Origin of the sequence: Bradyrhizobium ganzhouense, from assembly GCF_049949285.1 — a bacterium.
GTDB classification, from domain to species: domain Bacteria; phylum Pseudomonadota; class Alphaproteobacteria; order Rhizobiales; family Xanthobacteraceae; genus Bradyrhizobium; species Bradyrhizobium ganzhouense.
Genome location: NZ_CP181318.1, coordinates 3,620,395 through 3,645,961, shown reverse-complemented (window position 1 = coordinate 3,645,961; position 25,567 = coordinate 3,620,395). Strand labels below are relative to the sequence as shown.

Below are 25,567 nucleotides of genomic sequence, written 5' to 3'. Positions count from 1 at the left end.
GTATGCGCCGTACCATTGTGACCGCACCGAGAGATGGAAAAGTCGTCATCCTCGAAGATGACGTGTTTGGGACCTATGACGTCGCTCGCTGGTCGCCCGAGTCGGGTGAATGGATCGGTGAAAACGGCGAGCCGATCAAGATCACGTCGTCGCATTGGTATCCAATGCAGGGAGACAATGATACTCCGCAAAGTCCCGATGTACCGGGCAGCCCCTCTCAGGCCGGGTCGTCGACGTCGCGGAGCCGCCGCAGTTTCTTCTTCCCCTTCTTCTCGAGGCAGCCCGCGCCACAACGGCTGCAGGCCGCAGCGATCGAAGCGAAGCGCGTGCCGCGCGTGCGGTGGCGATTTGCGGCTCCCTCAATCGCAGCAACTCTTGTCGGGGTGGCGCTCGTTGGCTTGAACCTCCGAGCCGAGATTTCCGCCTATGTGTCCCGATATATCGATCAACAGAATATCGTCAGGATCGGCGCGATAGGTGGGCAGGTCATCGAGCAAGGGATGGAACTGCCGAACCAGAACTTGCGGACGCCCGATTTATTGGCGCTTCAGCGGCAGGCCGAAGCCGGTCAGACCAGTGCGCCGGCGGGGGCCCAGGTCGAGCACGCCGCGGAGACGCCCGCGCCAGGAGCACGACAATCTTACGAGGAGGAGCAGCATCCAGAGGATTTGGCGCACGAGGCCGCCGAGGCCCGACGCGCGGTTGACGGGCTCAATCTGCAGCTGCAAATGCAAGACACCAAGACTGCACAATTGCTCCGACAGGAGCGCGAAAGAACGACTGCCCTCGCGCAGGAGGCCGCCGCCGCGCGACAAGAGCTGACGGCAAGCACGGCGCAATATCGCCACGCGATCGAAGGCGAACGCGCCCGCAATGCCGCGCTGGCGATCGAACTTGCGATGGCACGCCGCGAAATCGAGACACAAGTCGCGCTGTTGCGGAAAGCGGACGATAAGGCGCAGCCCAAACAGACCGCCGAGCGTGTGACCGCGGAACTGCGGCAGCCTCTACAGCAAGAGCGCGAGAACCTTATCAAGCGGCAAAGGGAACAGGCCGTGGATGGGAGACCTTCGGCTCTGGATGAGAAGCCTGGTGTCTCCTTGCCCGCGTGGGCAAACAGCTACGCCCTCGTGAAGCCCTCCCAGACCGCAAATCGGCCGGACGTGGTGCCCGAGACCGGCAAACCGCCAATGAGTCTAGCAACAGTTCCATTGCCACGCCCGCGCGCCACAAGCGCGGACGTTACCTACGGCTGCCAGCGCTATCGGACGTACGATTCGGCGTCTAGAACCTACACCGACTATGACGGACGACGCCGTTCCTGCCCATAGAGGCAGGTCGACGTTAGGAACAGGTCGCTGGTCGGTCGGTTTTTTGCTCCGAGGCGAGCTCTCCACTGCTGAATGAGATCGCTCAGCTAGCTGCCTTCATGGCCACTAAAGCGAAGTGTCCTTGCGAAAACAGAATGTTGCTCGATGACCCAACGGCAGGCCTCGTTGGGAAAATGTAAAGACGCGATGACCGCTTTGCGATATCAGTGTAGTTGTCGAAAAGAGAGTAAGGATACCACCAGCCATCCTCCTCGGAATAGCCCCGGTGATTGAAGCCTTGACGAAGGAAGTTGACCGCCTTCAATAGCCCGCAGACTTTGAGACCGATGCGAATGCGCTGGGTCATCGCGCCGCCGAAGGCATAGTTGTTGTGGTCGCTAATCAATACGGCTGTTCGGGCGACGCGAAACATCTCTGAGATGACCAATGCCGGATTGTCGGCATGGTGCATAATTCCGGTGGCGGTCACGACATCGATGGATTCGTCTTGGAAAGGCAGGCGCTCGCCGATTCCCTGGCGGATATCCGCACTGGCTAACCTCTTGGCCGCGATTGCGATCATGCTCACCGACGGTTCGATGCCGTGAAGCTCAAGTGTCGGATATTCTTGGGCGAGCCAGGACAGCCCGCGCCCGGTGCCGCATCCGACGTCTAAAACAGACTGGACCTCGTCGCCGATGAGCGGCCATCCAATCTCGAGCGCGAATGTGTGTTCTGGCTCGTTTGTGCGAAGCGCATCGTATTGCGCGGCTGTCTTGTCGTAATATTCGGTCGCTGTACTCACGATGGCACCTCCAAGGCCGGGGCTGCCTCACGTCGCCTAGATCAACCGCGCCAGGGCGTTGGCCGGTCGAAATCCTTCGCAGGAATATTGGCGCGCCCTCGTCCGAGTTGTCGGTCTAACACTTCCAACGCGAACGTGAGCAAGATTCGATAACTGTCTAAATCTCCTCCCTCGGAGAGAAACAATGCTACGCGGAACTATGGCCTATAGTGCCGCGGGCGGCAGATGTTGCTTTATTCCGATCGCGGGATACCGCCGCGACGCACTCTTTGGAAACAGATTGGCCAAGGCGGCAGCCTCTCGGTCAACGTCGTGCAAGGCGAGCACCCGTTCGCGTCCACGCCGCCCCATCGCCCAGAGTTCCTCACGAGAAGTCTGAAGACACTCCGTCATGGCCTCTGCGAGCGCTTCGACGGAGCTCGCAGGCGCCAGCCAGCCGGTTTCGCGGGGGATCACCAGTTCCGGTATACCTGCGATTTGCGTTGCGACGACCACGCGTCGCAAGGCCATCGCTTCCATGATGACGACCGGCAAGTTTTCAGCCAAACTTGCCACCACCAGCGCCCGTGCACCGATCATTTCCCGGTGAACGTCCGCACTGCTCAGCCAGCCGAGCAAGCGCACGGTCGCCGATAGCTTGAGACTGACGATAAGACGCTCCAATTCCTCCCGAGTCTCGCCGTCGCCAACCACCACGACCTCGAATTTGTGCCCGGCCGCAGCCATCAACGCCGCCGCTCTGATAAGAATGTCCTGCCCCTTTTCGCGACATAGTCGCCCAACGCTAAGGAAACGCGCCGCCACACACGGCGCATCTCCCGCCCCCTCGTGGAAATGCTGGTCCACCCCGCAACGTATCAGCTTGATCTTGCCTAGATCCTCTCTGCCGCACCAGCGATAGAGCTGAGAGCGCCCGTATTGACTTACGGCAACAACGAAGGCCGCGTCATGAATTTTGGTCCGCAGGGCGATGAATTCCGGCTTATCAAACTCATCATAACCGTGCACCGTAAAGCTGTATGGCGCTCCGGAGAGCTGCGACGCGAGCAGCGCGAGCTCGGCAGGGTTCGTTCCAAAGTGCGCGTGAATGTGCACTGCCCCGCTTTTGCGAACTATCGCAGCGACGCCGCAGGCCTCGACCAGGTAGAAGATATGGATGTGAGGCGCGCGATCACTTCTGCGCATCATGCGCAGGGTCGTTATGAGAGCTTCCACAAACCCGAGCGGCCGCACGGCGAGGGTTGACACCACCGCTTGCAACAGGCGCAACGGACGTCGGAGCAGATAGATGGTGCGCTTTTCCTCGTCGAGGTCACCCGGATCTACTAGCGCACGGCCGGCTCGTGCAGCCACGCGGATGATTTCAATGCCTAAGCGCTCGAGCGCATTCACCTCTCGCTTGATGAAGGTGTGAGTGATGGCCGGGTATTGGTTGACCAAGTAGACGATCTTCGGCCCATTCGATGAGATCGCAGCTGAATCGAACGATGGCTCACTGCATTGGCTGGCCGTAGACCGCATGCTGGCCTCCGCGACTTAAGTCGTTCACTGCTCATGACTCAGGGAGCGCGGCCCACAAAAGCGGATTCGCCAAGAAACCCCGGAACTGTGTCGCGTCTGGACCTCATCGAGAACGCTTACGCTCCCGCGCAATCGCCGCCAGGCCAGCCGAGATTCAGGTCCATCCCACAGCGAGATAATAAATCGTCCGTTCTGCTCCAGAAAGCCTTCAAACCTTTGTAAGATTTCGCCCGGCCGGTCGAAATAGTAGAGAACCTCGTTGAAGACGATGATATCGAATTTGCGAACGGGCACATAGGTCGCGACATCCGTCGCTATGAAATCCGTCGAGCCATCCGTCCATTCCTGCTTCGCCGTCTCGATAGCGACTTTCGAAAGGTCGACGCCAACATATTCAATTTTTCCTAATCGACCCAGCCAGTGGCGGAGGACACCTGACCCGCATCCGAGGTCAAGCAAGCTTGAAACGTCGCCGCCATGCTCGCAATATCCGCTGATTAACGCGTATCGCGACATCTCCTCGAGGTTCTTGAGGTAATCCCAGCGGCCGCACGCATATTCCTCGTCAACGATCGGGCCCGAGGCGCGCATGATGTGGCGCGAGCTGCGCTGGTTTGCAAACACGGCGTCGGCCAGATCGCGAATGCCCTCGCGCAACCGGGAAGGCAATATTTGTTGAATGGTTTGATATTTCTGCATGGCACCACTCGTCTCGCAGAGCCGACACAATTGCACGTCACGCAATGCATGCAGATGTGCCCTGCCCGCCTGCAATCGTCCTGGCATTCGAGCGTAACACCCAGTTCGCGCCCGCACACCGCCCTCTCAGTGGAACTAAGGACTAGTTCGGATTGGCGATTGACGCACGCGCCAGACCAAATATGAACTTTCGTCCCTTCGGCTTCGCTGAGCTCCCAAATTGTTTCAATTCTCTTCGACGAGATCCGTTGGCGTTGGGCTTGCCCGCACTAGACAGTCGGCATGCTGCTCAGCGGCAGCCCACATATTCATCTGAAGGGGCGCGGCGGTAGTTCACCGGGGTGAAAATGGCGCTGTTTCCGAGTGCACTTCAATCGATCGCAACTCGCGTGGTCCGACCCTACTCAATTCGCGAACTGCGCGGTTGGGGCGTCCTGTACAAGCTGCTGATTGGCCATGCCGAACGCGATCATTTTTGGGTCAATGCGCCTCACGTAGCTGCCGTGGACAAGCGAACGGGGTACGCGATCGAGCTCGACTTATCCTGGTGGTCAGATCGTTTGACGTATTTTCTCGGCCGCTGGCCTGATCTGCCAGCCCAGATGGTTCTGGATACGCTTGTAAGTCCGGGTGACTTGGTTGTGGACGTTGGCGCCAATCGTGGAAGCTTCGCACTTTATGCTTCCAGACGTGTAGGCGAGAATGGACGGGTGATGTGCTTCGAGCCGAACCTCCGGTGCGTTTCAATTCTGAAGAGGGCGATTGAAGTCAATTCGATCGGGAATATTGAAGTCTTCAACCTCGGCCTTTCAGACTCGATCGGCATTTTGACTTTGACGATTCCCAAGATTAATTCCGGCGAAGCTACCTTTGGCGCATCGTCATACTCCAAAGACGAAACCTACTCGATCGACGTTGACGTCACGCGGGGGGACAGCGTCATCTCTGCAGCAATGCCCCGTCTTATCAAGATCGATGTGGAGGGCTTTGAGTCGCGCGTTTTGAGGGGTCTCGCTACGACAATAGCGAAGAGTAGGCCACTGATTATTACGGAAGTGTTCTCCTCGCACCTGGCTAACTGCCGCTCTTCGGCAGAGGAGCTGGTTCAATTAATGACGTCGCAAGAATACAAAGGATTCCAGATCGGCCTTTCGGCGGACCGCAATGACTGGACCCTCACTCATCTCACCAATCAAGTTGATTGCGACGTTCTCTGGATTCCGGACGGACGAATGTCAGAAGAATTGCATGCACGGATCAATGCAGACACGCCCTGACCCTCTGATACGATCTCGGGCGGGGATTTCTCATTTCGCCATGCGCGTCTTGAGGGCTTGCAACTTGTCCCAAGGAAAGTCACGCAGCCGTTCCGGCGCCCAACACTCATAGATGACCTGATTGTTCGGATCGGATGCATCGACCCCGGCCGGACAACGCAAAATGCCTCCTTGCTTCCAAAAAGGATGGCCGTCCGGATACCGGTTTGCAGGGTTCTCCGCCCGAAAGCCGACTACACCGGATATATCCCATAGTATCATTCCGTGCTTCTGCACGGCTTTCGCGATCATGCGCGCAAAGGGATCCATGTCCATCTGGTCCAAATTCAAGCCTGCCGGAAGACGAAAGATGGCGCCTTCGGGGATCGCATCGGCACCATGGGTGTTACCGTCGGTGCGTTGCGCAGGGTAGGACCAGTGCTCGGCTAGCGTCTCCGGGAGGGCAAATCCGACGACGTGATCGATCGCCCCGCGCTGCAGCTCGTCTATAGTGATAAGGCCCGCCAGGAAAGGGATGCCAGAGGCGGTCGCACCAAACTTATAACCGTCTGGCGTTGTCACCCAGTAGCCAGGGTTCGTGGCAATATTGTCCATGCGTCCGCCCCAGTTTGCTCCCCATTCATCCACACGCTTGCCGGCCGAATTTACCGCCGTTGCGCCCGTCTTCTGAATGCGCCAGAACTCCCACATTTTTCCCGTCGATGGTTGATAGACGACAGCCTCGGCGTCGCCGCCCGGCGCCGGAGGCTGAAAATCATCTGGAAGGGGCACGGTCTCCCACTGTGCCTGCAAAGGCTGGACGGCTTCGCCCGGCCTGTCCCAGGCCACATATTTTACGCGGACTGTCGGTTGGTCTATCGGAACGATGTAGACAGGAGGCGTACCGCCGTCGATGTTCACGTCAGGATGATCATAGTATTTTTTTATTTGCCGCTGGAGATTGGCCACATATGACCGCGATTGAGGATCGAGAGGAGCATCATCGGCTAAAGGCTTATGGACATAGCTCTCGGCAGAGAACTCTCGCCCGGGCGCGATGGCTAGCGAGCGTTCGTCTGCGGCAGCAAGCGAACTCCACATTCCAACGATGAGGCCGAAAAGTGCCTTCGTGATTTTACCGCCGTGGTGGATAGGCAGACGATGCATGGGGACGTTCATTGCCATGGTCTCCAAGGGCATGCTCATTTTGCCATTCGGGCGCCGATGCCATGAACCGGGCGAACGCCGACCGTCGGATCTCGAGCGGCGTGCCGGATTTCGATTGGATGAGGATTGCGACATCGTCAGCTGACAAACTGCGCAGGAACATGTCTGCGTTGGCCTCATCCAAGGGGCTCGTGTCCCAGTAGCTGTGGCACAGCGAACTGGTCACAAAGGTATTGGCTGACGCGCCGAGAACTTCGTCGACAAATACCCCGTATAGAACGTGTTCAGAAAAGGTGAATTGGGCACCGAGGACATCAATCCAACGCTGACGCGTTGTCCGCTCAATTCGCTCGAGAAGAGCGAGCACGACACGGCGGTCCCAGACGTTTAGGGCGCTGACATAGTCAGGGAGGGGTAGCTTGGGGGCAGGTAAGCCAAGGCACTCGCGAGCGATCCTGTGCCAGGCGACGTGCTGGGGAAGATGCTCACTAACCGTCCCATCCCTTCGGTACAGGCGCAACCTACCGTTTTGAACAAGTGTGTCGGAACTAACGGGCCGCACAAACTGCACATCCGAGTCGACCAGAAGTAATATGTCCGCGTCCAAGCGGGTCGCCGCCGCCAATTTGAGAATTTGCTGCATTATCCATCCACGAACCGGCGGATACGGCCTGGTGGGATTTAGGGCAACTAGGTTCGCGCGCGGCCCGCCTCCCAGGATTAGCCGAACCACGTCGTTCACCCGCGGTGATACCCAAATCATACGCTTAGGAAGGAACTCGTTGGCGGATAAAACGATACAGCGAGGGCCGCGGAGACTTTTGAACAGTTCGACGTCGGACGGGGGGACGATCAGATAGTGCACGATTGAGCTGTCAGCAAACCTGAGCACTGACTTGTGTAGATCAGCGCACACGCCATAGTCTGGCGCATAGGTCGGAGTGACAATTGCAATGCTCTTCACCGGTACCATTATTTGCGCCAGTCTCTTGGGTTGTCATTCACCGCAGCCGGGATGAAACTCCACGATCTCGGTAACGAGTCCGCGTCATCGAACGAACGCAGGTTGAAGCGCCTGAAGTCGCCTGTCGGGAAGCCGATTCCAAGCGCAAACCGTCCCCATGACGAACCAGAAGAACCATTGATATACGAGATAATCGATCACGTTATCCGAGTAGCACTCGATGAGGTATGACGCTGCAAACGTAGACATTATCAGCGTACCGCGCGGATCCGATCGCCAACCGTCCTTCAATTTCCAGAACAGCGAAAGGAAAAGCCAACCGAAGGCAAGAACGCCCACAACGCCCATCTCAAAATAGATCTGCAGAAAGACATTATGAGGCCCAACACCAGCTTCGTCATTCGCCTCACGCGCGTAAGGAAAAAAAGCTGGTACGTAGTGCACAAACGAATTCAAGCCATTGCCGATCAAAAGGGCGGGATTCACCGCCATCCATTGCAGGGCGCTCTCCCAGAGCAGTTGGCGCCAAGCAAGAGAATCGAGAGAGTGCCTATAGTCGTCATCGTACCAGCTAACGTCGAGCATTCTCTGTTCGACACCAGGTATGAGCATGATCAGAGGAAACAGAAGAAGGAAACCGAGATATCGCCTATCCACAAGGCCAGCGAAAACGGCAACAACAACTGCGCAAGCAATCCATGCGCTGCGCGTTTGTGTAAGCGCAATGAGGAGAACCAGCACGGGAAGGTACAACACCAGCAGCGGTCGCACATTCGGCGGCAGAGATATCCGATTTGATCTCAGCATGAACATGCCGAGAGCGAGTACGCCAACGAGGTAAAAAGCGAAAATGTTGGGATGAGAAAAGGTGCTCTGCAGCCTACCGCCGGCCTCCCCGTCAGAGAGGCCGAATACCAGTTCGATGAATGCGTAGGCGACGGGTACGAAGGACGAGTACATGGCCGCAGTCAAGCATCGCAAGCCCCATTCCGGCGATCGGACCAACGCGAACGGGATTGAGAAGGCTGCAAAATAGCTGGCCAACCAACCGACCGCTCTTGCAGCCGCCGCTTGCTCCGGGGAGAGCATCGCGGACGTTGAGGCAACCACGAAAACTCCCGCCCACATCGGCAGGGTCGCAGCTCCCACCAAGACCGGTTCTTGGATCAGGTAGAAGAGGCCCAGGCCGATCACGAGGGCGTTTACCGCACCACCGGGTCCGGCCCCTCCGCCGAGCACAGATTTTGCCAAGCCGAAAATCGGATCGCATGACGGTCGGACGAGAACGATCGCCAGGACGAGATGCGATAACCTAAGGCAGCCCACGACGCAGAGCAGGAGGATGCTCAGAATCGCCACTATGACGATCATTGCCTCTATTGGCATGCTGGCTCCCCTGGTCAGGGAAATGTTTCACATTCTAGTGTCGAATTTGGAATGTCAGGCGCCTGGAGTTCAGTCGGACAGGATCATGAACCACGTGACCCAGAAGAGCCGGCGAGCGGATTCCCCGCGATGCCAGCACTCCTAAGCCTTCCAATGTTCACTCTCAACCGGCAAGGCGCCCTTCGGCCGCAAACAAGATTTTTCGAGAGAATTATGGACTAGTCCAGATTGACGATTGACCCTCTTTATCAGACGTCGACTATCGATAACTCTGGGATTGTCTTCGATGAGATCAGTTGTGAGGGGCGCGCCGGGGAATGTCGCTTGCATCGCGTCCTAGGGCCATCGCGAAGTCCCACTTGCGCGCCGCCTCGTCGGCCGCGATGCGTTTGCTGCGCGACGTAGCTCGGAAGCTGAGTTATCAAAGCGGAGCCCTATCTGTCTACCACAGGGTTCGCAACCGCCAGGTGCTGACGGTTGCGATATTTCATCGCGTTCTGAAGCGAGACGATCCACGCTGGGAGACGGCCCTGTACTCATGGACCGTTCCCGACGATGTGTTCGATGAGTGCCTGGCTTTCTTTAGGCGCCACTACGCGTTGGTTAGGCTTGATGACGTCAAGGCCTCTCTGGAAGGAACACGCCCACTCCCGCCAAGGAGCCTGCTGATCACGTTCGACGACGGCTATGCCGACAACAGCGAATATGCTCTGCCCTTGCTGCGAAAGCATCGCGCCCCCGCCACGGTCTTCGTATCTTCGGACGTCATCGGGCGTAACGAGCGGCTCTGGACTGAGGATCTTCTATGGGCCTTCATGGAGGGGCGGCTTCATCAACAAGACCTTGTCAGCTTGTATGCGCTCCTTATGGGCGACACTGCCCGCGACGTCGAGGACCCGGGACTGATCTGGGAGATCGTGCGGCGCGGACCCGAATTGGAGAAAGCGCGCGTCGAAGCAGCGTTTTCCGCGCTCAAGATCGACCTGCACCGGGTCCAGCAGCCGCGCCAGATGTTGACCCGAAGCGAAATCCGGAACCTCACCGCAAACGGCATCTCCATTGGAGCACATGGAAAGACCCATACTGCGCTGACATTCTCATCTGACATTACAAGTGAGCTATGTTCGCCGCGCGTGATATTGGAGGACGTCGTAGCGTCGCATCATCAGCGCTCGGTTGATACGCTGTCGTTTCCGCATGGAGCGTATACCACCGAGATCGTCGATCGCTCGCTGGCCGCGGGCTACGCGCTCGCGTTCACTAGCGATGCTGAACTTTGCGCCCTGAAAGATGGCTTTCTGGCGAACCCGCTTGTCGGCCGCATCGACGTCAACGGGCCTGGCATCGCTCCGACCGGCAAGCTTCGACCCGAAATTCTGGCTTTCGCATTCTTCACTGCGCCGCGCGGACGTGCGGAGCGCGCAAGGGGCAACGCCCATTCAAAGCGGGAGAACCGCTAGTGCGCCTGCGCCAGGCAATGCTGATCTCGACCTTGCAACAGAATGCGACATTGCTGCTGTCCTTTGGAACAGGCGTCGTCATTGCGCATCTGCTCACGCCGCGAGAAGCCGGCTCCTACACGGTGGCGATGGCGGCTTCCAACATCGTGGCGGGGCTGAAGGACTCGGCTGTTGGATCATATGTGGTCAGCGTGCCCAAGCTTGACGACGCGCTTTTGAGCATTGCGTTCGGTTTGAGCCTCGCAATTGCCACCTGTCTCACCATTGGATTGATCGGCTTGAGCTTCCCTCTCGCGAATTTTTATCAAGACCCAACCATCGGCGTATCGCTGAGGATTGTCGCTTTTGGGCACCTCTGCTTTGCCGCGGCTTTTCCTGCCAGCGTTCGCCTGATGCGCGCCATGCGCTTCGGGTCGCTTCTCGCTATCGGCCTCGCCGCGGCCGCGTCCCAAAGCCTGACTTCGATCACCCTCGCTCTCCTGGGTTATGGAGCCACCGCTCTGGCATGGGGTTCACTTGCATCATCGCTCGTTGTGGCGCTCATGACGATGGCTTATCAACTCGATGCGATAACATGCCGACCGACTTTGAGAGGTTCGGGCCGACTGCTTGCTTTCGGCGGCTGGACGTCGGCGACGCTCCTTGTCGGATGCTCGGCGATGTCGGCGCCGGAGCTCATGATCGGGCGCGCCCTGGGAATCGCGAATGCCGCTCTGTTTGCGCGCGCTCAGAGCCTGGTTTCGGTCATTGCAAACGGTCTTTTCGTTGGAATGACGCGCCCCCTCCTTCCGAACCTCGGCAAGCGCGAACATGACGGCTTACCTTTGGCGCCACTTTACTTGCGCGTCATCGAATCAATCACCGGACTTTCATGGCCAGCCTACGCCGTGTTGGCGATTTGGGCCGCACCTCTCGTGAGAATGATCTATGGGGAGGCGTGGAGCGTCGCTGGCGCTATGATGGTACCTATCGCCATCGCCCAAGCATTGACGTTCAGCGTTGCAGGCTACTACGACGTCATGGTCGTCAAGCGACGTCAACGATTGCTCTTCCTTTCCGAATTCGCGGGAGGTTTCTTCGCTATCCTCGCGCTCGGAGTTGGCGTGATCATCGGAATCGAGGCAGCGCTCTGGAGTTTGGTTTTGAGCAGCGCCCTCTGCGCAGCGTGCTACTCCTTCGTGCTCAAGGTCGTCATCGATCTGGCGCCCGGCGCGCTTTTTATGGCGTGGAGCCGAAGCCTGATGCTGACTCTCATCGCCATCCCCGCACCTCTCGCTTTTCGGTATCTTGACGCTCAGGGCCCCATGGACGTCATGGTTCGATTTTCTGCATCAAGCGCAATCGCGGCGTTGATCTGGATCGCTGGCGTCATACTCATCCGGCACGAATTGGCTCTTCATATCGAGCCGCCGCTCAAGAAGGCGCTCGCGTCCGTCACGTTGCGCCTGCTCCCGCGACTCCTGACAGCAGCCAAAAGAACGATAGGCCGTTGAGCTTCCAGGGCATGCAGATGAAGCATTTTCTTAGGACCCCCTTGGAAAGCTACAAAGGTCGGATCATTGGATGCGCTCCCGGGACGCACGCCGCTCTTGCCGCAGTCATATCTCGACATTTGAACGCGGAGGATCGATCTGCTGTCCTCGACATTGGGACGCATTCGGGGGCCTTGCTGCTACGGCTGAAAGACGATCTTGGCTTTTCGGATCTCACAGGCACAGATCTCGACGCGACGCGATTTGATGTTCCTGATACCGATTTCAAGCGCCTGGAGCTGAACCAGCCTTTCTCGCATCATTTCGACAAGAAATTTCAATTGATCACCGCGACCGATGTCATTGAGCACCTCGACAGCCCACGAATGTTCCTGACCGAAATACATTCATTGCTGGAGGAGGATGGTTGGCTCGCTATTTCGCTGCCTAACGTGGCCTCTTGGCAGGGGCGGGTCAAGTTCTTGCTCAAGGGTGAGCTTTGGGGCTTTGGCGAAAAGAATTACCGATCGCAACGCCACATCTCGCCTATTACAGGGGAGCAGATGGTCATGATGATGCATGAACTAGGGTTTAGTGTCGTCTCCAAAGGATCGGCGGGGTCTTTCTCTACTCCTTACATGAAAGCTCTGACGTTTCCCATTTGGGCACTGGCTTCGTTGCTGAACGGCATATCGCCTCTCGGCGAATGCGCCATTTTTCTCGCAAGAAGAACCGCTCCTGACGAAAACCTGAAACTGCCGACCCACTATCAGAAGCGCTGGAAAGGAATTCCAGATCGGGTTGGCCTCGATGACTGAAAGCCGCCAATCCGTCGTAAGCCTTATAGCCAGGTGACATCGGATTTGACCCGGAGCCTTACCGGCAGCACAAAAACTTACCGGCACGACGCGAACACTTTCGACTGCTGATATTCGATTGGTCGGCAATCTTGGATTCGGGCTAATTGAAACGTCGCTCAAAGAAGCGAGCCGCAACACGTTTTACCCCAAACCAGTTGCGTGTCACCATCCTGTGGTACAATAGTTCTGCCTTGCTGATCGGCAGCATCTTTCGATTGATAAGCCATGTGTCCTGGTGGCCAACCCGGGACATTCTGATGCCTTCAAATCCGATCGAGTGAAGCCGTCCGATCGCTTCCTTGACGGCCACTGGTGGCGTGATTCCGCAGAAGTCGTGAAACTCTATTGAGATTTGCCGAATTCGTTCTGACAAGAATTGGTCGGAGCATGCTTGCAGCATCTCAATTTCTGCACCTTCTATATCGACCTTGAGGAGGTCGATATAGGGCCATCGCAAGTCCCGCAGCAGATCCGGAAGCGTCACGATTCTTACTTGCACATCGGCTTCCGCATCCTCCGCCAGGGCGCTTGCGAGTTCGTTGTCGAGATCGACATGAAACCCGGTGGTGCCGGATTTGCCGCCTACGGCGGCCTGTATCGTTCTTATGCGATCCGATGGCGGAATGGCGCGGAACGGCCCTGGCGACGGCTCCAGAGCAACGCACCGACAACCGGTGCGCTCGGTAATAGCGTGAGCAAATAGACCGCAATTGGCGCCAAGATCGATAACGCGCGATGAGGAATCCAGGAACCCGGGCGCCAGAGTATGCCAGTGGATTGTCTCTATTGAAATCATGCTCGGCTCCAAAAACGCCCTCGCGTTGAGCCCCCTAACCCTCCGATTTCAAGCGTAAGATAAACCCATTCTCCATCTTTCTCTACGCGGATTCAGCACTCAGACGCGCCTGCCCCAACTGTCTCACGCCTGCCTCTTTGAGCGAGCGAAGACAGAACGTAGGATGAAGGGCGGGACGTCGGCCTGCCCAACATCGCGACAACGATCGCCGCCCTGCAAAACACAGAGGAAGTGGGTCCCCTCGTTCGCCAACTTTCAATCCGATCATGCTGGTGGATCGCCAGGTCCTTTTTTGTTACCATCGGAGCGAAAGCGTGAACTGCGCACTTGATGTACGGTTTTCTGCCACAAGCGCGCCCTTCCCGCGGAACGCGCGGCGCTCGGCAGACAGACTTCTCAGCAAGCAAGGGAATACCGCGACTTGGTAGAGTGCGGCGGCTCCGATGAAAATAGGATATCTGGTCCCTGAATTTCCGAGCCAAACGCATATTTTCTTTTGGCGTGAAGTTCTGGCTTTACGGGACCTCGGCGAAAGTATCGCTCTTTTATCAACTCGAAGACCGCCCTCGCAGGCTTGCCGGCACGAGTTTGCTTCTTCAGCTCGCGCCGAGACTCGGTACCTATTTCCGCCCCAACTATCCACGTTACGCCGATGGGCTTTTGGAGGTTCTCCCGGCCTATTTCCGGCACTTGCCTATCGGAACCAATTGAAGAGGGCTGGCGCGAAAGATCGTGCGCGGCAGTACATCTTACTCCTCTGCGCGATCGATCTAGTCATGTGGGCACGGGAACATCGGATCGACCATATCCATGGCCATTCCTGCGCGGACGCGGCGCACATTTTAGCTCTCGCAAGGCGCGCGGGAGGACCGGCCTTTAGTTTGACACTTCACGGTGATTTGGACGTCTATGGTACAGATCACCGGCTCAAAATGGCGGAAGCAGCCTTCATTTGTACGGTTGGTGATCACCTTCGGCAACAGGTTGTCGAGCAAGCCAACGTTCCCAGCGACCGCGTGCTCGTAACTTGTATGGGCGTGGACACATTGCGGCTCAAGCTATTGGGCAGTGAGCGTTCTTATCAAGAAGGATCGCTAAATCTGCTAACTGTTGCGCGGCTTCATCCGGCGAAGGGCCATCTGTACGCCCTTGGCGCAATTCGTCGCGCCATCGACCTCGGTCTGAACATCCGATATACCATTGCGGGTGAGGGATCATTCAGAGATGCCATCGTCACTCGCATTCATGAGCTCGGATTGGATGGCAACGTTGCGCTAAAAGGCACCCTCGCCGAGAATGAAGTCTTTGAATTGCTTTCACAATCCGACGCGTTTGTGCTGCCTAGCATCGGCTTGGGGGAGGCCTGGCCAGTATCTGTTATGGAAGCGATGGGCGCTGGCCTTCCCGTGATTGCGAGTATTATCGGCGCGACACCGCAGATGATTACCTCAGCCGTAGACGGATTTCTCGTGCCTCAAAAGGATGAGGACGCGCTATTGCAGAAGATCACCTTGCTTGCCCGTGATATTGAGACCCGACAAAGAATAGGTCAGGCTGCTCGACTGACGGCGGCCCGATGTTTCGATGTTGTAACGACGGCCACAAAGCTTCGTGACGTCATTCACGCATCGCGCAACGCGATGGCTTGATCCTTGCGTTGCTCGTTTGTTGGATCTCGTTAGGATCGACACGGAGGGTTGGGAGAAGCAAGTCTTGATCTCCTGTTTTGGGCATTTCGTAAGGCTGTAGCCGCGCTTCGAGAACATAGACGAAGCTCTCTGACACCCCAGCGATGACGCAGCACGCATTGGACGGACGCCACATGCGAAGCGAGCAGGCAGATCACCGGGATCCCGCGCTGGATGGCCTTCGCGCGATCAGCATCTGTCTCGTCCTGGCGACCCATCTTCTTCCCCTGGGACCGAAGGCTCTTCATCTGAATTCGACCGCCGGTCCGATGGGGATGAGTCTCTTTTTCGTCCTTTCGGGATATTTGATCGTCAGCACGCTTCGGTCGGCCCCGATCCCCGAATTCATCGTAAAACGGTTGGCTCGAATACTGCCGCTCGCCTATCTCTATATCCTGCTGGTCTTTATTTTGGGCGGTTTGAGCAAACAAGCGCTGCCCTACCATTTGGGCTTCGTCGTCAACTATCGACCCGACCAGATGACGCCTGTCACGGAGCATCTCTGGTCTTTGTGTGTCGAGGTTCATTTCTATGTCTTCGTGACGCTGCTCGCGGTGGGTGGCCGGAAGGCTTTCGTACTCGTCTGGCCCTGTTGTCTCGCCATCACCGCCATCCGCGTCATGGAAGGTGCTTACATTGACATTCCGACGCACCTGCGCGTAGACGAAATCTTGGCAGGCGCCTGTATCGCGACGTTGCCGATGCGCCGATTCCGCGCATTCGCAGCGCCGTTGGTCATCTGGGTGCTGGCGGTCGGCGCCTGGTTCGGGACTTCGCATCCGGACAGCGGCTGGGTTCAATATCTGCGGCCCTATGCGGCAGCTTCTCTGCTTGCAGCAACGCTAGCTCAACCGCCCAATCGACTGACCGCCGCACTAAGCGGTCGAGTTCTTCGCTACATCGCCGCCGTTTCCTACGCTCTCTATGTCTTTCATCCGCTTGCGGCACACGGATGGTGGAATGACGCAAACGTCTGGCAGCGATATCTGCTCAAGCGGCCGTTAGACTTCGCTCTCACGCTGGCTGCCGCTCACATTTCGACTTTCTACTGGGAGGCGATATGGATACAGGCCGCCAAGCGTTGGGGCCGCTCGAGGCACATGGGGACGCGGCAGTCCGTTGGACGACTGGAAAATGTCGCTGGAGAATAGTGTCGCGTCTGCCGATGTGGTGCCTCCGACGGACGCAGGCACTGCTCGGGCTCTGCGGCGATTTGCCAGGCCGCTCGCGCCACAAGGTCATACGAAAATCGAACTGGGAATGGTCGCGAGGATCATCGTTCTGTTTCCTGCGAACGCCCGGCCCGCGACAAATTGATGTAGCTGTTCGAAGCGAGCGGCTTGGAGCGGATTGTCGGGACTTTGATGATATCGTTCGGTTCGATGATAGTCGTCTCGTCTGCCGTGATCTCTCGCATGAGCTCGCCGTCCTTCCTCAGCAGTGTGACGCTAGGCCGCTCGCCTTTCTCCGCCAAGCGCTCCCGCGCCTCGGCCGGCGCGCCGAATTGCGCCTCCTTCAGCAGGTCGTCTGCTGTCTCGATCCGCACTCGCACCTCCGCGATCTCGTCCTTCGTCAGTTGCAGATCCCGCGTATTCGACCGGCTCCTCTCGAGAGCGCGTTCGCGAACCCGTTGCTCCGCCAAGGTGATGTTCTCTCCAGCTCTCACGATTTCCGTTTCGGCGGCCATCTGCTGGTTCGCGATCTGTGCGAGCGACCGTTCCAGGGCGAACAGCGTCGGCGCAAGGGCGAGGCCCCTCGCTGAGAGCGAACGAAGCTCGTCCAATTGATGTTCGATGGTGCCTTTCTCCTGCTTCAGCGCCTCGATCTGTCCGCGCAGCGAATCGATCTCACGCTGGTAGAGCGACTTGATATCTTTAAATGCCGATGCTTCCGAGCGCGCCGTGTCGTTTTCCTGCGCGAGCGCCGCGCGTTCGCTTTCAATGACCGCGGAGATGGTGGCGTCGCCCTGTTCATTCGAAAGCTCTGTCGGAACAGGAACATTCTCCTGCCCGGCAAGCGCCGCCGTCAAGCGTGCCGCGCGCACGACCAGGCGGCTCTGTTTCAGGGACAACGTGCGGATGTCGCCTTTCGCGAGCGCAACGTCGCGATCTAACCGCAACAGGTGCAGACCACTACTATCAGGGCGGTAATACCCGCCGGCGGCGCTGATCGCTTGAATAACGGTGAGGCCTGGTCGATACGGATATTCGCCAGGTCGTTGCACGTCGCCCAGGATTGAGAACGGGCGAAACTGGACAATCTCGACGGCCGTGAAAGGCCGTTCGACCTTGCCCCCGCGCTGCTGCAACCGGTCAGATATTTCCTGCGCCAGATCTTTGACCTGGAGACCAGTGGCCTTGATGCCGCCGATCAGGGGCAGCGAAACCAGGCCATCCGTAGTCACAGTGTATTCGCCGCCGATGTCCGGCCATTCCTGCACTTTGATCTTTAGCCGATCCGAGATGCCAAGCCTGTACTCGTCTCCGAGAGCCGGCGCCCCAGCAAGGGCCAGAGCGAAACCTGAGACAATCGACATTTCGCAGAACCATTTCCATAGCCGGCCTTTGCCCGCCAAAGCGTCGCGGGCCGGCCACTGCTCACCACGCCTATCCGGATCAGGCGTGGCCCACGGGGTCTTGTTTATGACCGTGCCCAGAATCTTGTCCCGAACGGGTCCTAGTGACTGCAGCGATTGCTCAAGCTGAACTTCCGACGTGCGCCCCCACTCCACAACGATCAGCAACTCGTCGACAATCTGACCGGCAGAGCGAACGTCGGCGACGGGGCTCAGCGCAGGTAGATCGAGAATAACCCATTCGTAATCGCACTCGCCGGACGCTGTGACTGCGTGAACGAGATTGTGCCACTGCATGTCGATGTTGCCAACAGCATGCCCGCTCGGCAGGAAGTCGAGATTGGGACGAACTTCCGCCCGGATAACCTCGTCCGGGGGAGCTGAGCCTCGCAGCAACTGGTAAAGGCCTTGCTTTTCGCCTGGCGTCAGACTGTTCGAAAGCGCCGCAGTCTTCGATGCATCGACGAGAAGAACGCGCGAGCCATCTCCAGCGATCAGTGCGGCCCAGTGCGCTGCGAACGTCGACTTGCCCTCTGCGCAGCGACACGATGTTATGCCGACAATGTGAGGGACGTCCCCGCGCCGCTCGAGGACCGCCGATCGCGCACGTCGCAGCACTGCGCCCCGCGAGGTAGAGCCCAATTCCGGATCGGCGTCATGCAAGGTGCGCGCAAAGGCATGGGGAGAGAGCTTCTGAAGCATCCAAGCCCCGAACCGGCCGCCACCTGGCCATCGTCTTGGCTCTCGCACAGCGGGCCGGTCCATCATTCGCGGCCAATACCCAAAGCACTCGGCCGACGTCATCGCCAGCTGCTCGGCAGCACGGACACGCCGATCGAAAAGTACGATTGCGAGTCCTACGCTCAAGCCCAGTGCGGCGCCGAGGACGGCTGCTAACGCGGACATGACCCCGGCCGTCGGCCCGTCTTTGGCGCCGGGGGGAACCGCCTCGCTGATGATCCGAGCCGTAGGACCCAATACCTTGATGCGTTCCCTCACCGCTGCGCTCGTCGTGACGACGGAACTTGTGTCGTTTTGCTCTTGCACGAACGATTCCGCGATCTCGTTGGTCAGCTTCGCAGCATCCTCCGCAGTCAGTGCTTTAGCTCGCACCGCAATGATTTGGCTGGTGCCGACCCGGTTGACAGTGATGCTGGATTTCAGGGCCGCCAGCGCGGTTTGCCTTCTTGACGTTTCGGAGCTCGATCGCTCCGGCGCAAACATCTGCAACAGCCAAAGATCGCGGATGCTACGTGATTTCGGCAAGATCAATTCAATTTCGTCCAATCCAAGCCGGTCGACGGCCCTTTCAAGGACCCTGCTGGACTTCGCCATTTCGATTGCGCTCTGGACCAGCGAGTTCTCGACCAGCAGCTGCGTAACGACCGCATCCGGGCCTGACTGTTGCAGCGTTGTGTTCGAAATCAACAGTTCGGAAGAAGCGCTGAACGCGGTCGTTCTGACCAGGACATAAGCAACACTCGCCAACCACACCATGACGGCGCCAACGAGCATCAAACGAACAATCATCCGCCCCTGCTGACGAATCTTCGCAAGATAGATTCTGAAACCGATCCCGTCACGCCCGGGCTCCGGCGCAATGGATCGCATTGCTGGTTCGAATAGGACTGAACGCTGGCTCTTGGTCGAATCAAGCATCAAACAAACTCCTGCGTCGATGCTGCGAAAGCGTGTCGATGCTCTGTACGCGCATCCGTTGCCAATATTTGCTCGGCTCCTGAGGAGTTGCCTGAACCGTCGCCAATTGGTCCGACGGGAGGCCCGAGGTTGTTTCTCGCCGTCGGCGGAGCAAACCGCTTCAGCGCGCCCCTTTTGCGCATCGCAAAATGCAGCCGGCTCGGAATCGGGATGGCCTGCTCCTTTTTACAGCGGGTTTTCAGCACACGGGACAAGCTGGTCAGCTGCGCCGCCGCGAGTTTCCATAGTCAGTAGAGCGAAAATGCCACCCCCGAAACGAGCGCAACGATGCGAGCACCACCGAGACGGGCGGCTGCGCATTTGCTTGTACGCATAGAACGGCTCTCCGGCGGGAAGCCGGTCGACGTCGCCGCGTTGCCTTGTCGATTCTCGACAACGACAGCAGCGATTACGGTCGACGTACTGATATTAAGCGAAAGGTGTTGGATTGGCCAGAATTGCACTCATCACGCGTCGCGAACGAAACGACGACGGCAGGCGGCGCGGCGCCACAATCACTCCAAAGTAGATAGTCCTTTCGAATAGTCCCGAAGGCCGCTCGGATTCCCGCATAGTCGAAGATGGCCTTGAGCTCGGAGCTGGCGACGACGGAATCGCTTGCAAGCGCTTCGCCGTCCGGGTGACTTCTCGCCGCGTGCGGCAGCTTCATTCATGCCGCTTGTCAGCGGCCGGCCGGCCTCGGACTAGTCAGGATGGATCGGTCCCCCATCCGTGAGAGCCGATATTTCTAGGCGCCGTGCTGGTTAGATTGCGCATCACTTCATCTCGCTGAATCACGTCTCGGTGGAGTGGCGTCGTCCGTTTGGTTTGACCGCGCCAAGCGCCGGCGTTTTGCGCCGATGTGGGATTGATCGACAATCGATGTGCAGGAGACTGTCGTGACCATTGCCCTGCAACAGGGACCCACTTCAAACGTCCCACGATGCGACGCTCAAAGACCGATTGCACCCGACTTTTCGCGGCCGGTTTACTGTCTCCAGGGGCTGATATGCGATGTGGTAACAATGGAGCAGGCGACTCAAAGAATCCTCTTGTCCATTAAAGAGGCGCGCCGGTGCAACGTCGCCACGCCAAACGCAAACTTCCTGCGCATGATACGGTCGGATCCGGATTTTAGAGACGCCGTACTCGCTAGCGATCTTTCCGTGATTGATGGCATGCCGCTTGTTTGGCTTGCACGCGCGCTAGGTATCGCCGCCCCTCATCGCGTATGCGGATCTGATCTGTTTGATGCTCTGATGCGTCGCTCGGGCGACCGGATCAGCGCTTTCTTCTTCGGTGCAACCGATGACGCTGGTCGACGCGTACGCGAACGCCTTGACGAGAGCACCTCTAGCGTCCGTTGCGCTGGCGCTTACTCGCCCGGCTTCGGAACTGTTGAATCCATGAGCAATCCCCGAATTTTCGGCATCATCAATCAAGCGAATCCCGATCTATTGGTCGTATCGGTCGGAGCTCGCAAAGGTCTTTTATGGCTCAACCGAAATGAGCATCTGCTCTCAAGCCCTGTGATCTGCAATCTCGGTGCGACGATTCATTTTGTCGCCGGAAGCATTAGGCGCGCTCCCGTCTTCCTCCAGCGTCATGGGCTCGAATGGCTCTGGCGGATCAAGGAGGAGCCGGCGCTTTGGAGGCGATACGCTCTCGATCTAGCGACATTGGCATGGGTGTTTGTCGGCCAGATCCTGCCATACCTCGTCAAGCGCGCGTTGCACGAGCCATCTGCGGCGCAGCCCTCGGCGCCACGCTTGCAGCATTATCATGACGAAACGGTTGAGGTGTTGACGTTTTCCGGCGCCTGGACGGAAGACAATCTCGCGCCGGCGCGCTCGGGTCTTGCGGCGGCGACACAGAGAGCGAGCAACCTCGTGCTAGACCTTGAAGGCGTAACGTTTGTGGACGCCTCCTTCTTGGGCCTGGTGCTGGTTGCGTACGGGTATCAGCGGCGAATGCAACGCGGCTTTTTCCTTCGTGCATCGAGTCGACGAGTTAAGAGCATGATGCGCGTAAATGGCTGCGGTTTTTTGCTCTCTCCCGAACGAACGCGCACGAAACCAATTCGACACCGTTGGTCCGCTTCCACGCACAGCCTGGGCGTCCGCAAATTCTGGCAGACGATCGCCAACCATGGGGAATTCTGGGGCAATTTCCGCCACCATTAGGGTTGGCCATGCTTATCTTGGTCCCGCAGATACTTTTGGAGCTCGCGGCCGTCGGTTTGATTTTTGTGACGATGGCTTTCGCGGCCCAGGCGGGAGCTGCGCTGCTCTTGTCTGACCGCTCGCTACCGGTAGCGTCAGTTCGCCCTTCCATTGCGGTGTTGCTACCGGCGCATGATGAGGAACAAACCATCGAAGCAACCCTAGTTCGGATTAAGGAGGAATTATCTCCGGCCGATCGCCTCTTGGTCGTCGCCGATAATTGCGTCGACCGAACAGCGACGCTCGCGACGCGAGCGGGGGCAGAGGTCGTGATCCGAAATGATCCCAATTTGCGCGGTAAAGGCTTCGCTCTCGCTGCGGGTCTTCGCCACCTTGCCGCGACGCCCCCCGACGTCGTCGTATTCATCGATGCGGACTGCCGGGTCGGCTCTGACGGCGTTGGGCTGCTCGCTCGAGCTTGCGCCGCTTCGAACGCTCCGGTGCAATGCCTCAATCTGATGATTGCCAATCCGGATAGTCGCGTGCCGCCGCCCCACTTGGCCGAGTTCGCATGGCGCATCAAGAACGATCTCAGACCTAATGGTTACGCACGCCTCGGCTTACCTTGCCAGCTGCTTGGGACCGGTATGGCGCTACCTTGGAGACTGATTGATCCCGGGATGTTTGCGACAGGACACCTGACCGAAGATTTGTTCGTTGGGCTTGAACTTGCGATGAAAGGCTTCTTGCCGCGCTTCTTTCGGGAAGCTTCCGTAACAAGCTATTTTCCCGAAAGCCAAGGCAGTCGAGATCGGCAGAAACAGCGCTGGATGCATGGGCATTTCGCGCTGATCTACAGCCATGCGCCTCGGCTCATCCATCAGGCATTGCGGCGACGAGATTTCGGGTTGCTGGCTTTGGCAGCTGACCTTGCTGTTCCACCTCTCGGGGTGCTCGCTTGCGCCAATATGGCGCTGCTCCTGATGTCCCTGGCCTGGATGGCTGCGGTCGGCGCGTGGGCTCCGCTCGTTTTTGCGACCCTCGCCAGCGCGCTCTTCGCGTCATCCCTTGTGGCCGTTTGGTGGGTCTGCGGACGGGATCTTATTGGCCTGAAGGAAGTCGGGCTCTTGCCGCGGCACATCATCACGGTCATGGGCTCTGCCTTGAACGCGGCGCGCGGACACAAGGTGCCATGGATTCGGACCGATCGGGTCTAGACGGACCACCAAACAACTCGGGCGACGGATTCGCGATACTTTGGGGCGGAAACGTTCCGGTCGGTGGCTTAGCGGTGAAAGCGCCTGCCCGCCCCTCGGCTTAGCTGAAACAGCGCTTGCCCGGGGGGCCATGTTCTAAGCAAGCGCTTCACAAAGCGATTGGCATCGTAGCTGACGTGGCACTGATTGAGCAGGACTGCGCGCGCCTCGGCAAACTGGCCGCGGTCGAGCAACTGACGAGCATACTCCAGGAGAAGGAAATTCGCGTAGCGCGTGCCGCTCTCCACGAGAGCGGGCGGCACTCCGCCTTCTCTTATCATGTTGGGAAACCGCTGGGCAAAGAGTGGACGCGCTATCTCGCGTGCTCCGCCGCTTGCCGTATTGTTCGGCGAATGCGCGTCGTTATACGTCGCGGAGAGCTTGGCGTTGTACACAAATGCACCCTGACAGGCGAGCCTGCACCACATGTCGATATCTTCGCCCGCCGATACTCCGACAGCAAAAGGGCCAGCCGCCAGGAGTTCATCCCTAAGAACGAGGATCGAGCTCGAACTCATCGGGTAGCCGCCATTAGCGAGCGCGAATGAAAAATAATCTTCGACCTTCTGCGCTGCGACCTTCCGGTCAATCAGCGGCCCACCAGCGCGGCTCTGTAGCTGGAGGTTGCTGAAAGCTGCAATCGCCGAGTTGTCTTTCGCGGCATTTAAAAGACCAGCAAGGTGGTCGGGTGACCACAGATCGTCCGCATCAAGAAATGCGATCCATTTCCCTTCCGCTGCGGCCACCCCCCGATTACGCGCGGTCGAAACCCCCGCATTCGCCTGCTGAATCAGCCGCAGCCGTCCCGTGCTTTCCACCAACCGGGCGCCGCCGTCCGTCGATCCGTCGTCGACAACGATTATCTCAAACTCGACGTCAATCTGATCAGCCGCTGATCGAAGCGTCTTCAGAATGAAGTCCGCCTTATTGTACAACGGTATTACAACCGAGATGAAGGGCTTCTCACTCATCATCGCCTCACGGCAGCGCGCATCTCCAATTTACCATGCGACGGCGGCGATCGGGACTGCCTTATCGAGCCGGAGTACCGTGCCGACCCGGAAGAAGATTCTGGATTGCTTCAGGGGTTCCCCCCAAACCAGAATAAGAGCGGCCGGGGATATGCAACAGCATATGCCGGAAATCGCTCAACGTCGGCGCCTCGCCGATGCGTGGCCAAGGAAGACTTTCCTATCGAAACTTGAGAAATCCTCCGGATGGCATTGATGTGATTGACTATCGGGGCTGTGACTGCCTCGTCGATCCTGCAATGGAGCTTAACGGCCGCGTGCCCTGGCACACAAGAAACTCTAAAAGGACGCCTCATACGGATCATGCGAACAAGGCACGCGGACCGCGCGGGACTACTTCCTTTGGATCATCAAATCATTCGGAGGTGCCGTCGAACTCTTTAGCTCATAAAGTCGTTTTGGATCACGAAGTTGGATCACCAAGCCGTCACAAGCTGTCAGCTAAGATGTCAAGGCACTTTATGGCCTGCTTCGATCATTAAACCGCCTTCTTAATGCCCGATACGTCTACAACTTTATACACAGAAAAAATTCAATTTTGCGGCATCCGGTTTATTTGAACCAAGTTTGGGACCGGCCAAGCAGCATAACAATCGTGGAATTTCAGTATCTTTGGAATAAGGTCAGTATCTTTTGAACAAGGAATGTATCGGTGGACTCGATTGTGCCGACATTCATACTGGAAAGCGACGGCCTCTTCCGTGAAGGCCTCCGCCTCATACTATCGAAGACGCGCTTCCGGCCGCAAAGTTGTGGAGCTGACCTGGAAGATCTTACGAATATCCCCGTCGATACGCCGACGTTGTTCATCGTCGGAGTCGGCCATAGGCATGATCTAGTCTCCAAATTGAAAAGGATCCGAGAGCAATATCCAGTCTCGCTCGCCGTGGTTATCGGCGACAGCGGCGATCGTCGATGCATGGTGAGCGCACTGGATGCCGGTGCAAATGCGGTGCTTTGCGCATCGGTCAGTCCAACCGGTCTCGTTAGCTCCCTTCATGCGATCATGAGCGGCGACATCATCGTCTTCGACGCGCGGCTCTGGCCAGCCGGCTTTCAACCGAACGAAGTACCAGCGTCATTTGTCGCGACTGCGCCCGCTCCCGAAACCGAGAGTGAGTCGCTCGCGCTGAAGCAACTATCGGCCCGAGAGATCGCAATTCTGGAAAGGATTGTCCGAGGTGATTCCAACAAACATGTCGCGCGATTTTTTGATATCGCCGAGCCGACGGTGAAGGCTCATGTCAAAGCCATTTTTCGAAAGTTAGGCGCGAGCAATCGTACCCAGGCGGCGATTTGGGCGCTCAGCCACGGGCATTTCGACAGCTTGAATGGCATTGCGCAGGATATTTCCGGGTTGGTCCAGCAGGAAGATAATCCAGGGTGAAGCAGACGCGCCGGCCCGAATCCAGAGCGACCGTTATTCAGCACAGGCCATCGTGCGCTTTCGCTACAAAATCA

At 57.9% G+C, this 25,567-nt stretch carries 19 protein-coding genes; 10 read left to right on the top strand and 9 right to left on the bottom strand.

Annotated elements, in window-relative coordinates; genetic code table 11:
- The first annotated feature begins 2 nt into the window (after positions 1 to 2).
- Positions 3 to 1,331, top strand: a complete 1,329-nt coding sequence (locus ACLFLU_RS16405) for a BA14K family protein (RefSeq protein WP_426413200.1) — start codon at positions 3 to 5, stop codon at positions 1,329 to 1,331.
- 82 nt (positions 1,332 to 1,413) lie between these two features.
- Here the strand turns inward: ACLFLU_RS16405 and ACLFLU_RS16400 are convergent, their stop codons facing one another.
- The 3 genes from ACLFLU_RS16400 to ACLFLU_RS16390 form a co-directional block, all read right to left on the bottom strand.
- Entirely contained in the window at positions 1,414 to 2,115 is a 702-nt protein-coding gene (locus ACLFLU_RS16400; RefSeq protein ID WP_426413199.1) for a class I SAM-dependent methyltransferase, read from the bottom strand.
- Positions 2,116 to 2,319: 204 nt separating this feature from the next.
- Complete coding sequence (locus tag ACLFLU_RS16395; RefSeq protein WP_426413198.1) at positions 2,320 to 3,636, bottom strand: glycosyltransferase family 4 protein; 1,317 nt, start codon at positions 3,634 to 3,636, stop codon at positions 2,320 to 2,322.
- A gap of 24 nt (positions 3,637 to 3,660) precedes the next feature.
- Positions 3,661 to 4,335: a class I SAM-dependent methyltransferase gene (locus tag ACLFLU_RS16390; RefSeq protein WP_426413197.1), complete on the bottom strand. Its 675-nt coding sequence runs from the start codon at positions 4,333 to 4,335 to the stop codon at positions 3,661 to 3,663.
- Between the two features lie 347 nt (positions 4,336 to 4,682).
- On the opposite strand from ACLFLU_RS16390, the gene ACLFLU_RS16385 reads away from it, so the two are divergent.
- Entirely contained in the window at positions 4,683 to 5,612 is a 930-nt protein-coding gene (locus ACLFLU_RS16385) for an FkbM family methyltransferase (RefSeq protein ID WP_426413196.1), read from the top strand.
- 30 nt (positions 5,613 to 5,642) lie between these two features.
- On the opposite strand, the gene ACLFLU_RS16380 is transcribed toward ACLFLU_RS16385, so the two are convergent.
- The 3 genes from ACLFLU_RS16380 to ACLFLU_RS16370 all read right to left on the bottom strand — a co-directional run bounded on the left by ACLFLU_RS16380 (position 5,643) and on the right by ACLFLU_RS16370 (position 9,108).
- Positions 5,643 to 6,770 carry a hypothetical protein gene (locus ACLFLU_RS16380; protein WP_426413195.1) on the bottom strand — a complete coding sequence of 376 codons (1,128 nt, stop codon included), beginning with the start codon at positions 6,768 to 6,770 and terminating at the stop codon, positions 5,643 to 5,645.
- Entirely contained in the window at positions 6,727 to 7,731 is a 1,005-nt protein-coding gene (locus tag ACLFLU_RS16375; protein ID WP_426413194.1) for a DUF6492 family protein, read from the bottom strand. The genes ACLFLU_RS16380 and ACLFLU_RS16375 overlap by 44 nt, the downstream gene beginning before the upstream one ends.
- A 75-nt stretch (positions 7,732 to 7,806) precedes the next feature.
- A complete protein-coding gene (locus ACLFLU_RS16370) occupies positions 7,807 to 9,108 on the bottom strand; it encodes an O-antigen ligase family protein (protein ID WP_426413193.1) in 1,302 nt (433 codons plus the stop codon).
- Positions 9,109 to 9,467: 359 nt separating this feature from the next.
- On the opposite strand from ACLFLU_RS16370, the gene ACLFLU_RS16365 reads away from it, so the two are divergent.
- The 3 genes from ACLFLU_RS16365 to ACLFLU_RS16355 are packed head-to-tail and all read left to right on the top strand — an operon-like array spanning position 9,468 to position 12,858.
- Positions 9,468 to 10,568 (top strand): polysaccharide deacetylase family protein, encoded by a 1,101-nt coding sequence (locus ACLFLU_RS16365; protein ID WP_426413192.1) that lies wholly within the window; start codon positions 9,468 to 9,470, stop codon positions 10,566 to 10,568.
- Positions 10,568 to 12,061 (top strand): oligosaccharide flippase family protein, encoded by a 1,494-nt coding sequence (locus ACLFLU_RS16360; protein WP_426413191.1) that lies wholly within the window; start codon positions 10,568 to 10,570, stop codon positions 12,059 to 12,061. Before ACLFLU_RS16365 ends, ACLFLU_RS16360 begins: the two co-directional genes overlap by 1 nt.
- Positions 12,058 to 12,858: a class I SAM-dependent methyltransferase gene (locus tag ACLFLU_RS16355; protein WP_426413190.1), complete on the top strand. Its 801-nt coding sequence runs from the start codon at positions 12,058 to 12,060 to the stop codon at positions 12,856 to 12,858. Before ACLFLU_RS16360 ends, ACLFLU_RS16355 begins: the two co-directional genes overlap by 4 nt.
- 142 nt (positions 12,859 to 13,000) lie before the next feature.
- On the opposite strand, the gene ACLFLU_RS16350 is transcribed toward ACLFLU_RS16355, so the two are convergent.
- Positions 13,001 to 13,696: an FkbM family methyltransferase gene (locus tag ACLFLU_RS16350; protein WP_426413189.1), complete on the bottom strand. Its 696-nt coding sequence runs from the start codon at positions 13,694 to 13,696 to the stop codon at positions 13,001 to 13,003.
- Positions 13,697 to 14,139: 443 nt separating this feature from the next.
- Here ACLFLU_RS16350 and ACLFLU_RS16345 point away from each other — a divergent pair, with 443 nt between their 5' ends.
- On the top strand, positions 14,140 to 15,345 hold the full coding sequence (locus ACLFLU_RS16345) for a glycosyltransferase (RefSeq protein WP_426413188.1): 1,206 nt from the start codon (positions 14,140 to 14,142) through the stop codon (positions 15,343 to 15,345).
- Between the two features lie 173 nt (positions 15,346 to 15,518).
- Entirely contained in the window at positions 15,519 to 16,535 is a 1,017-nt protein-coding gene (locus ACLFLU_RS16340; protein WP_426413187.1) for an acyltransferase family protein, read from the top strand.
- Between the two features lie 122 nt (positions 16,536 to 16,657).
- On the opposite strand, the gene ACLFLU_RS16335 is transcribed toward ACLFLU_RS16340, so the two are convergent.
- Positions 16,658 to 19,618 carry a polysaccharide biosynthesis/export family protein gene (locus ACLFLU_RS16335; RefSeq protein WP_426413186.1) on the bottom strand — a complete coding sequence of 987 codons (2,961 nt, stop codon included), beginning with the start codon at positions 19,616 to 19,618 and terminating at the stop codon, positions 16,658 to 16,660.
- Between the two features lie 938 nt (positions 19,619 to 20,556).
- Between ACLFLU_RS16335 and ACLFLU_RS16330 the strand changes: the two genes are divergently transcribed.
- Both ACLFLU_RS16330 and ACLFLU_RS16325 read left to right on the top strand, forming a co-directional pair.
- Positions 20,557 to 21,840 (top strand): WecB/TagA/CpsF family glycosyltransferase, encoded by a 1,284-nt coding sequence (locus ACLFLU_RS16330; protein WP_426413185.1) that lies wholly within the window; start codon positions 20,557 to 20,559, stop codon positions 21,838 to 21,840.
- 8 nt (positions 21,841 to 21,848) lie between these two features.
- Positions 21,849 to 23,036, top strand: a complete 1,188-nt coding sequence (locus tag ACLFLU_RS16325) for a glycosyltransferase family 2 protein (RefSeq protein ID WP_426413184.1) — start codon at positions 21,849 to 21,851, stop codon at positions 23,034 to 23,036.
- A gap of 68 nt (positions 23,037 to 23,104) precedes the next feature.
- Here the strand turns inward: ACLFLU_RS16325 and ACLFLU_RS16320 are convergent, their stop codons facing one another.
- On the bottom strand, positions 23,105 to 24,046 hold the full coding sequence (locus ACLFLU_RS16320) for a glycosyltransferase family 2 protein (protein ID WP_426413183.1): 942 nt from the start codon (positions 24,044 to 24,046) through the stop codon (positions 23,105 to 23,107).
- Between the two features lie 712 nt (positions 24,047 to 24,758).
- Between ACLFLU_RS16320 and ACLFLU_RS16315 the strand changes: the two genes are divergently transcribed.
- Positions 24,759 to 25,493 (top strand): LuxR C-terminal-related transcriptional regulator, encoded by a 735-nt coding sequence (locus tag ACLFLU_RS16315; protein WP_426413182.1) that lies wholly within the window; start codon positions 24,759 to 24,761, stop codon positions 25,491 to 25,493.
- Positions 25,494 to 25,567 lie beyond the last annotated feature (74 nt).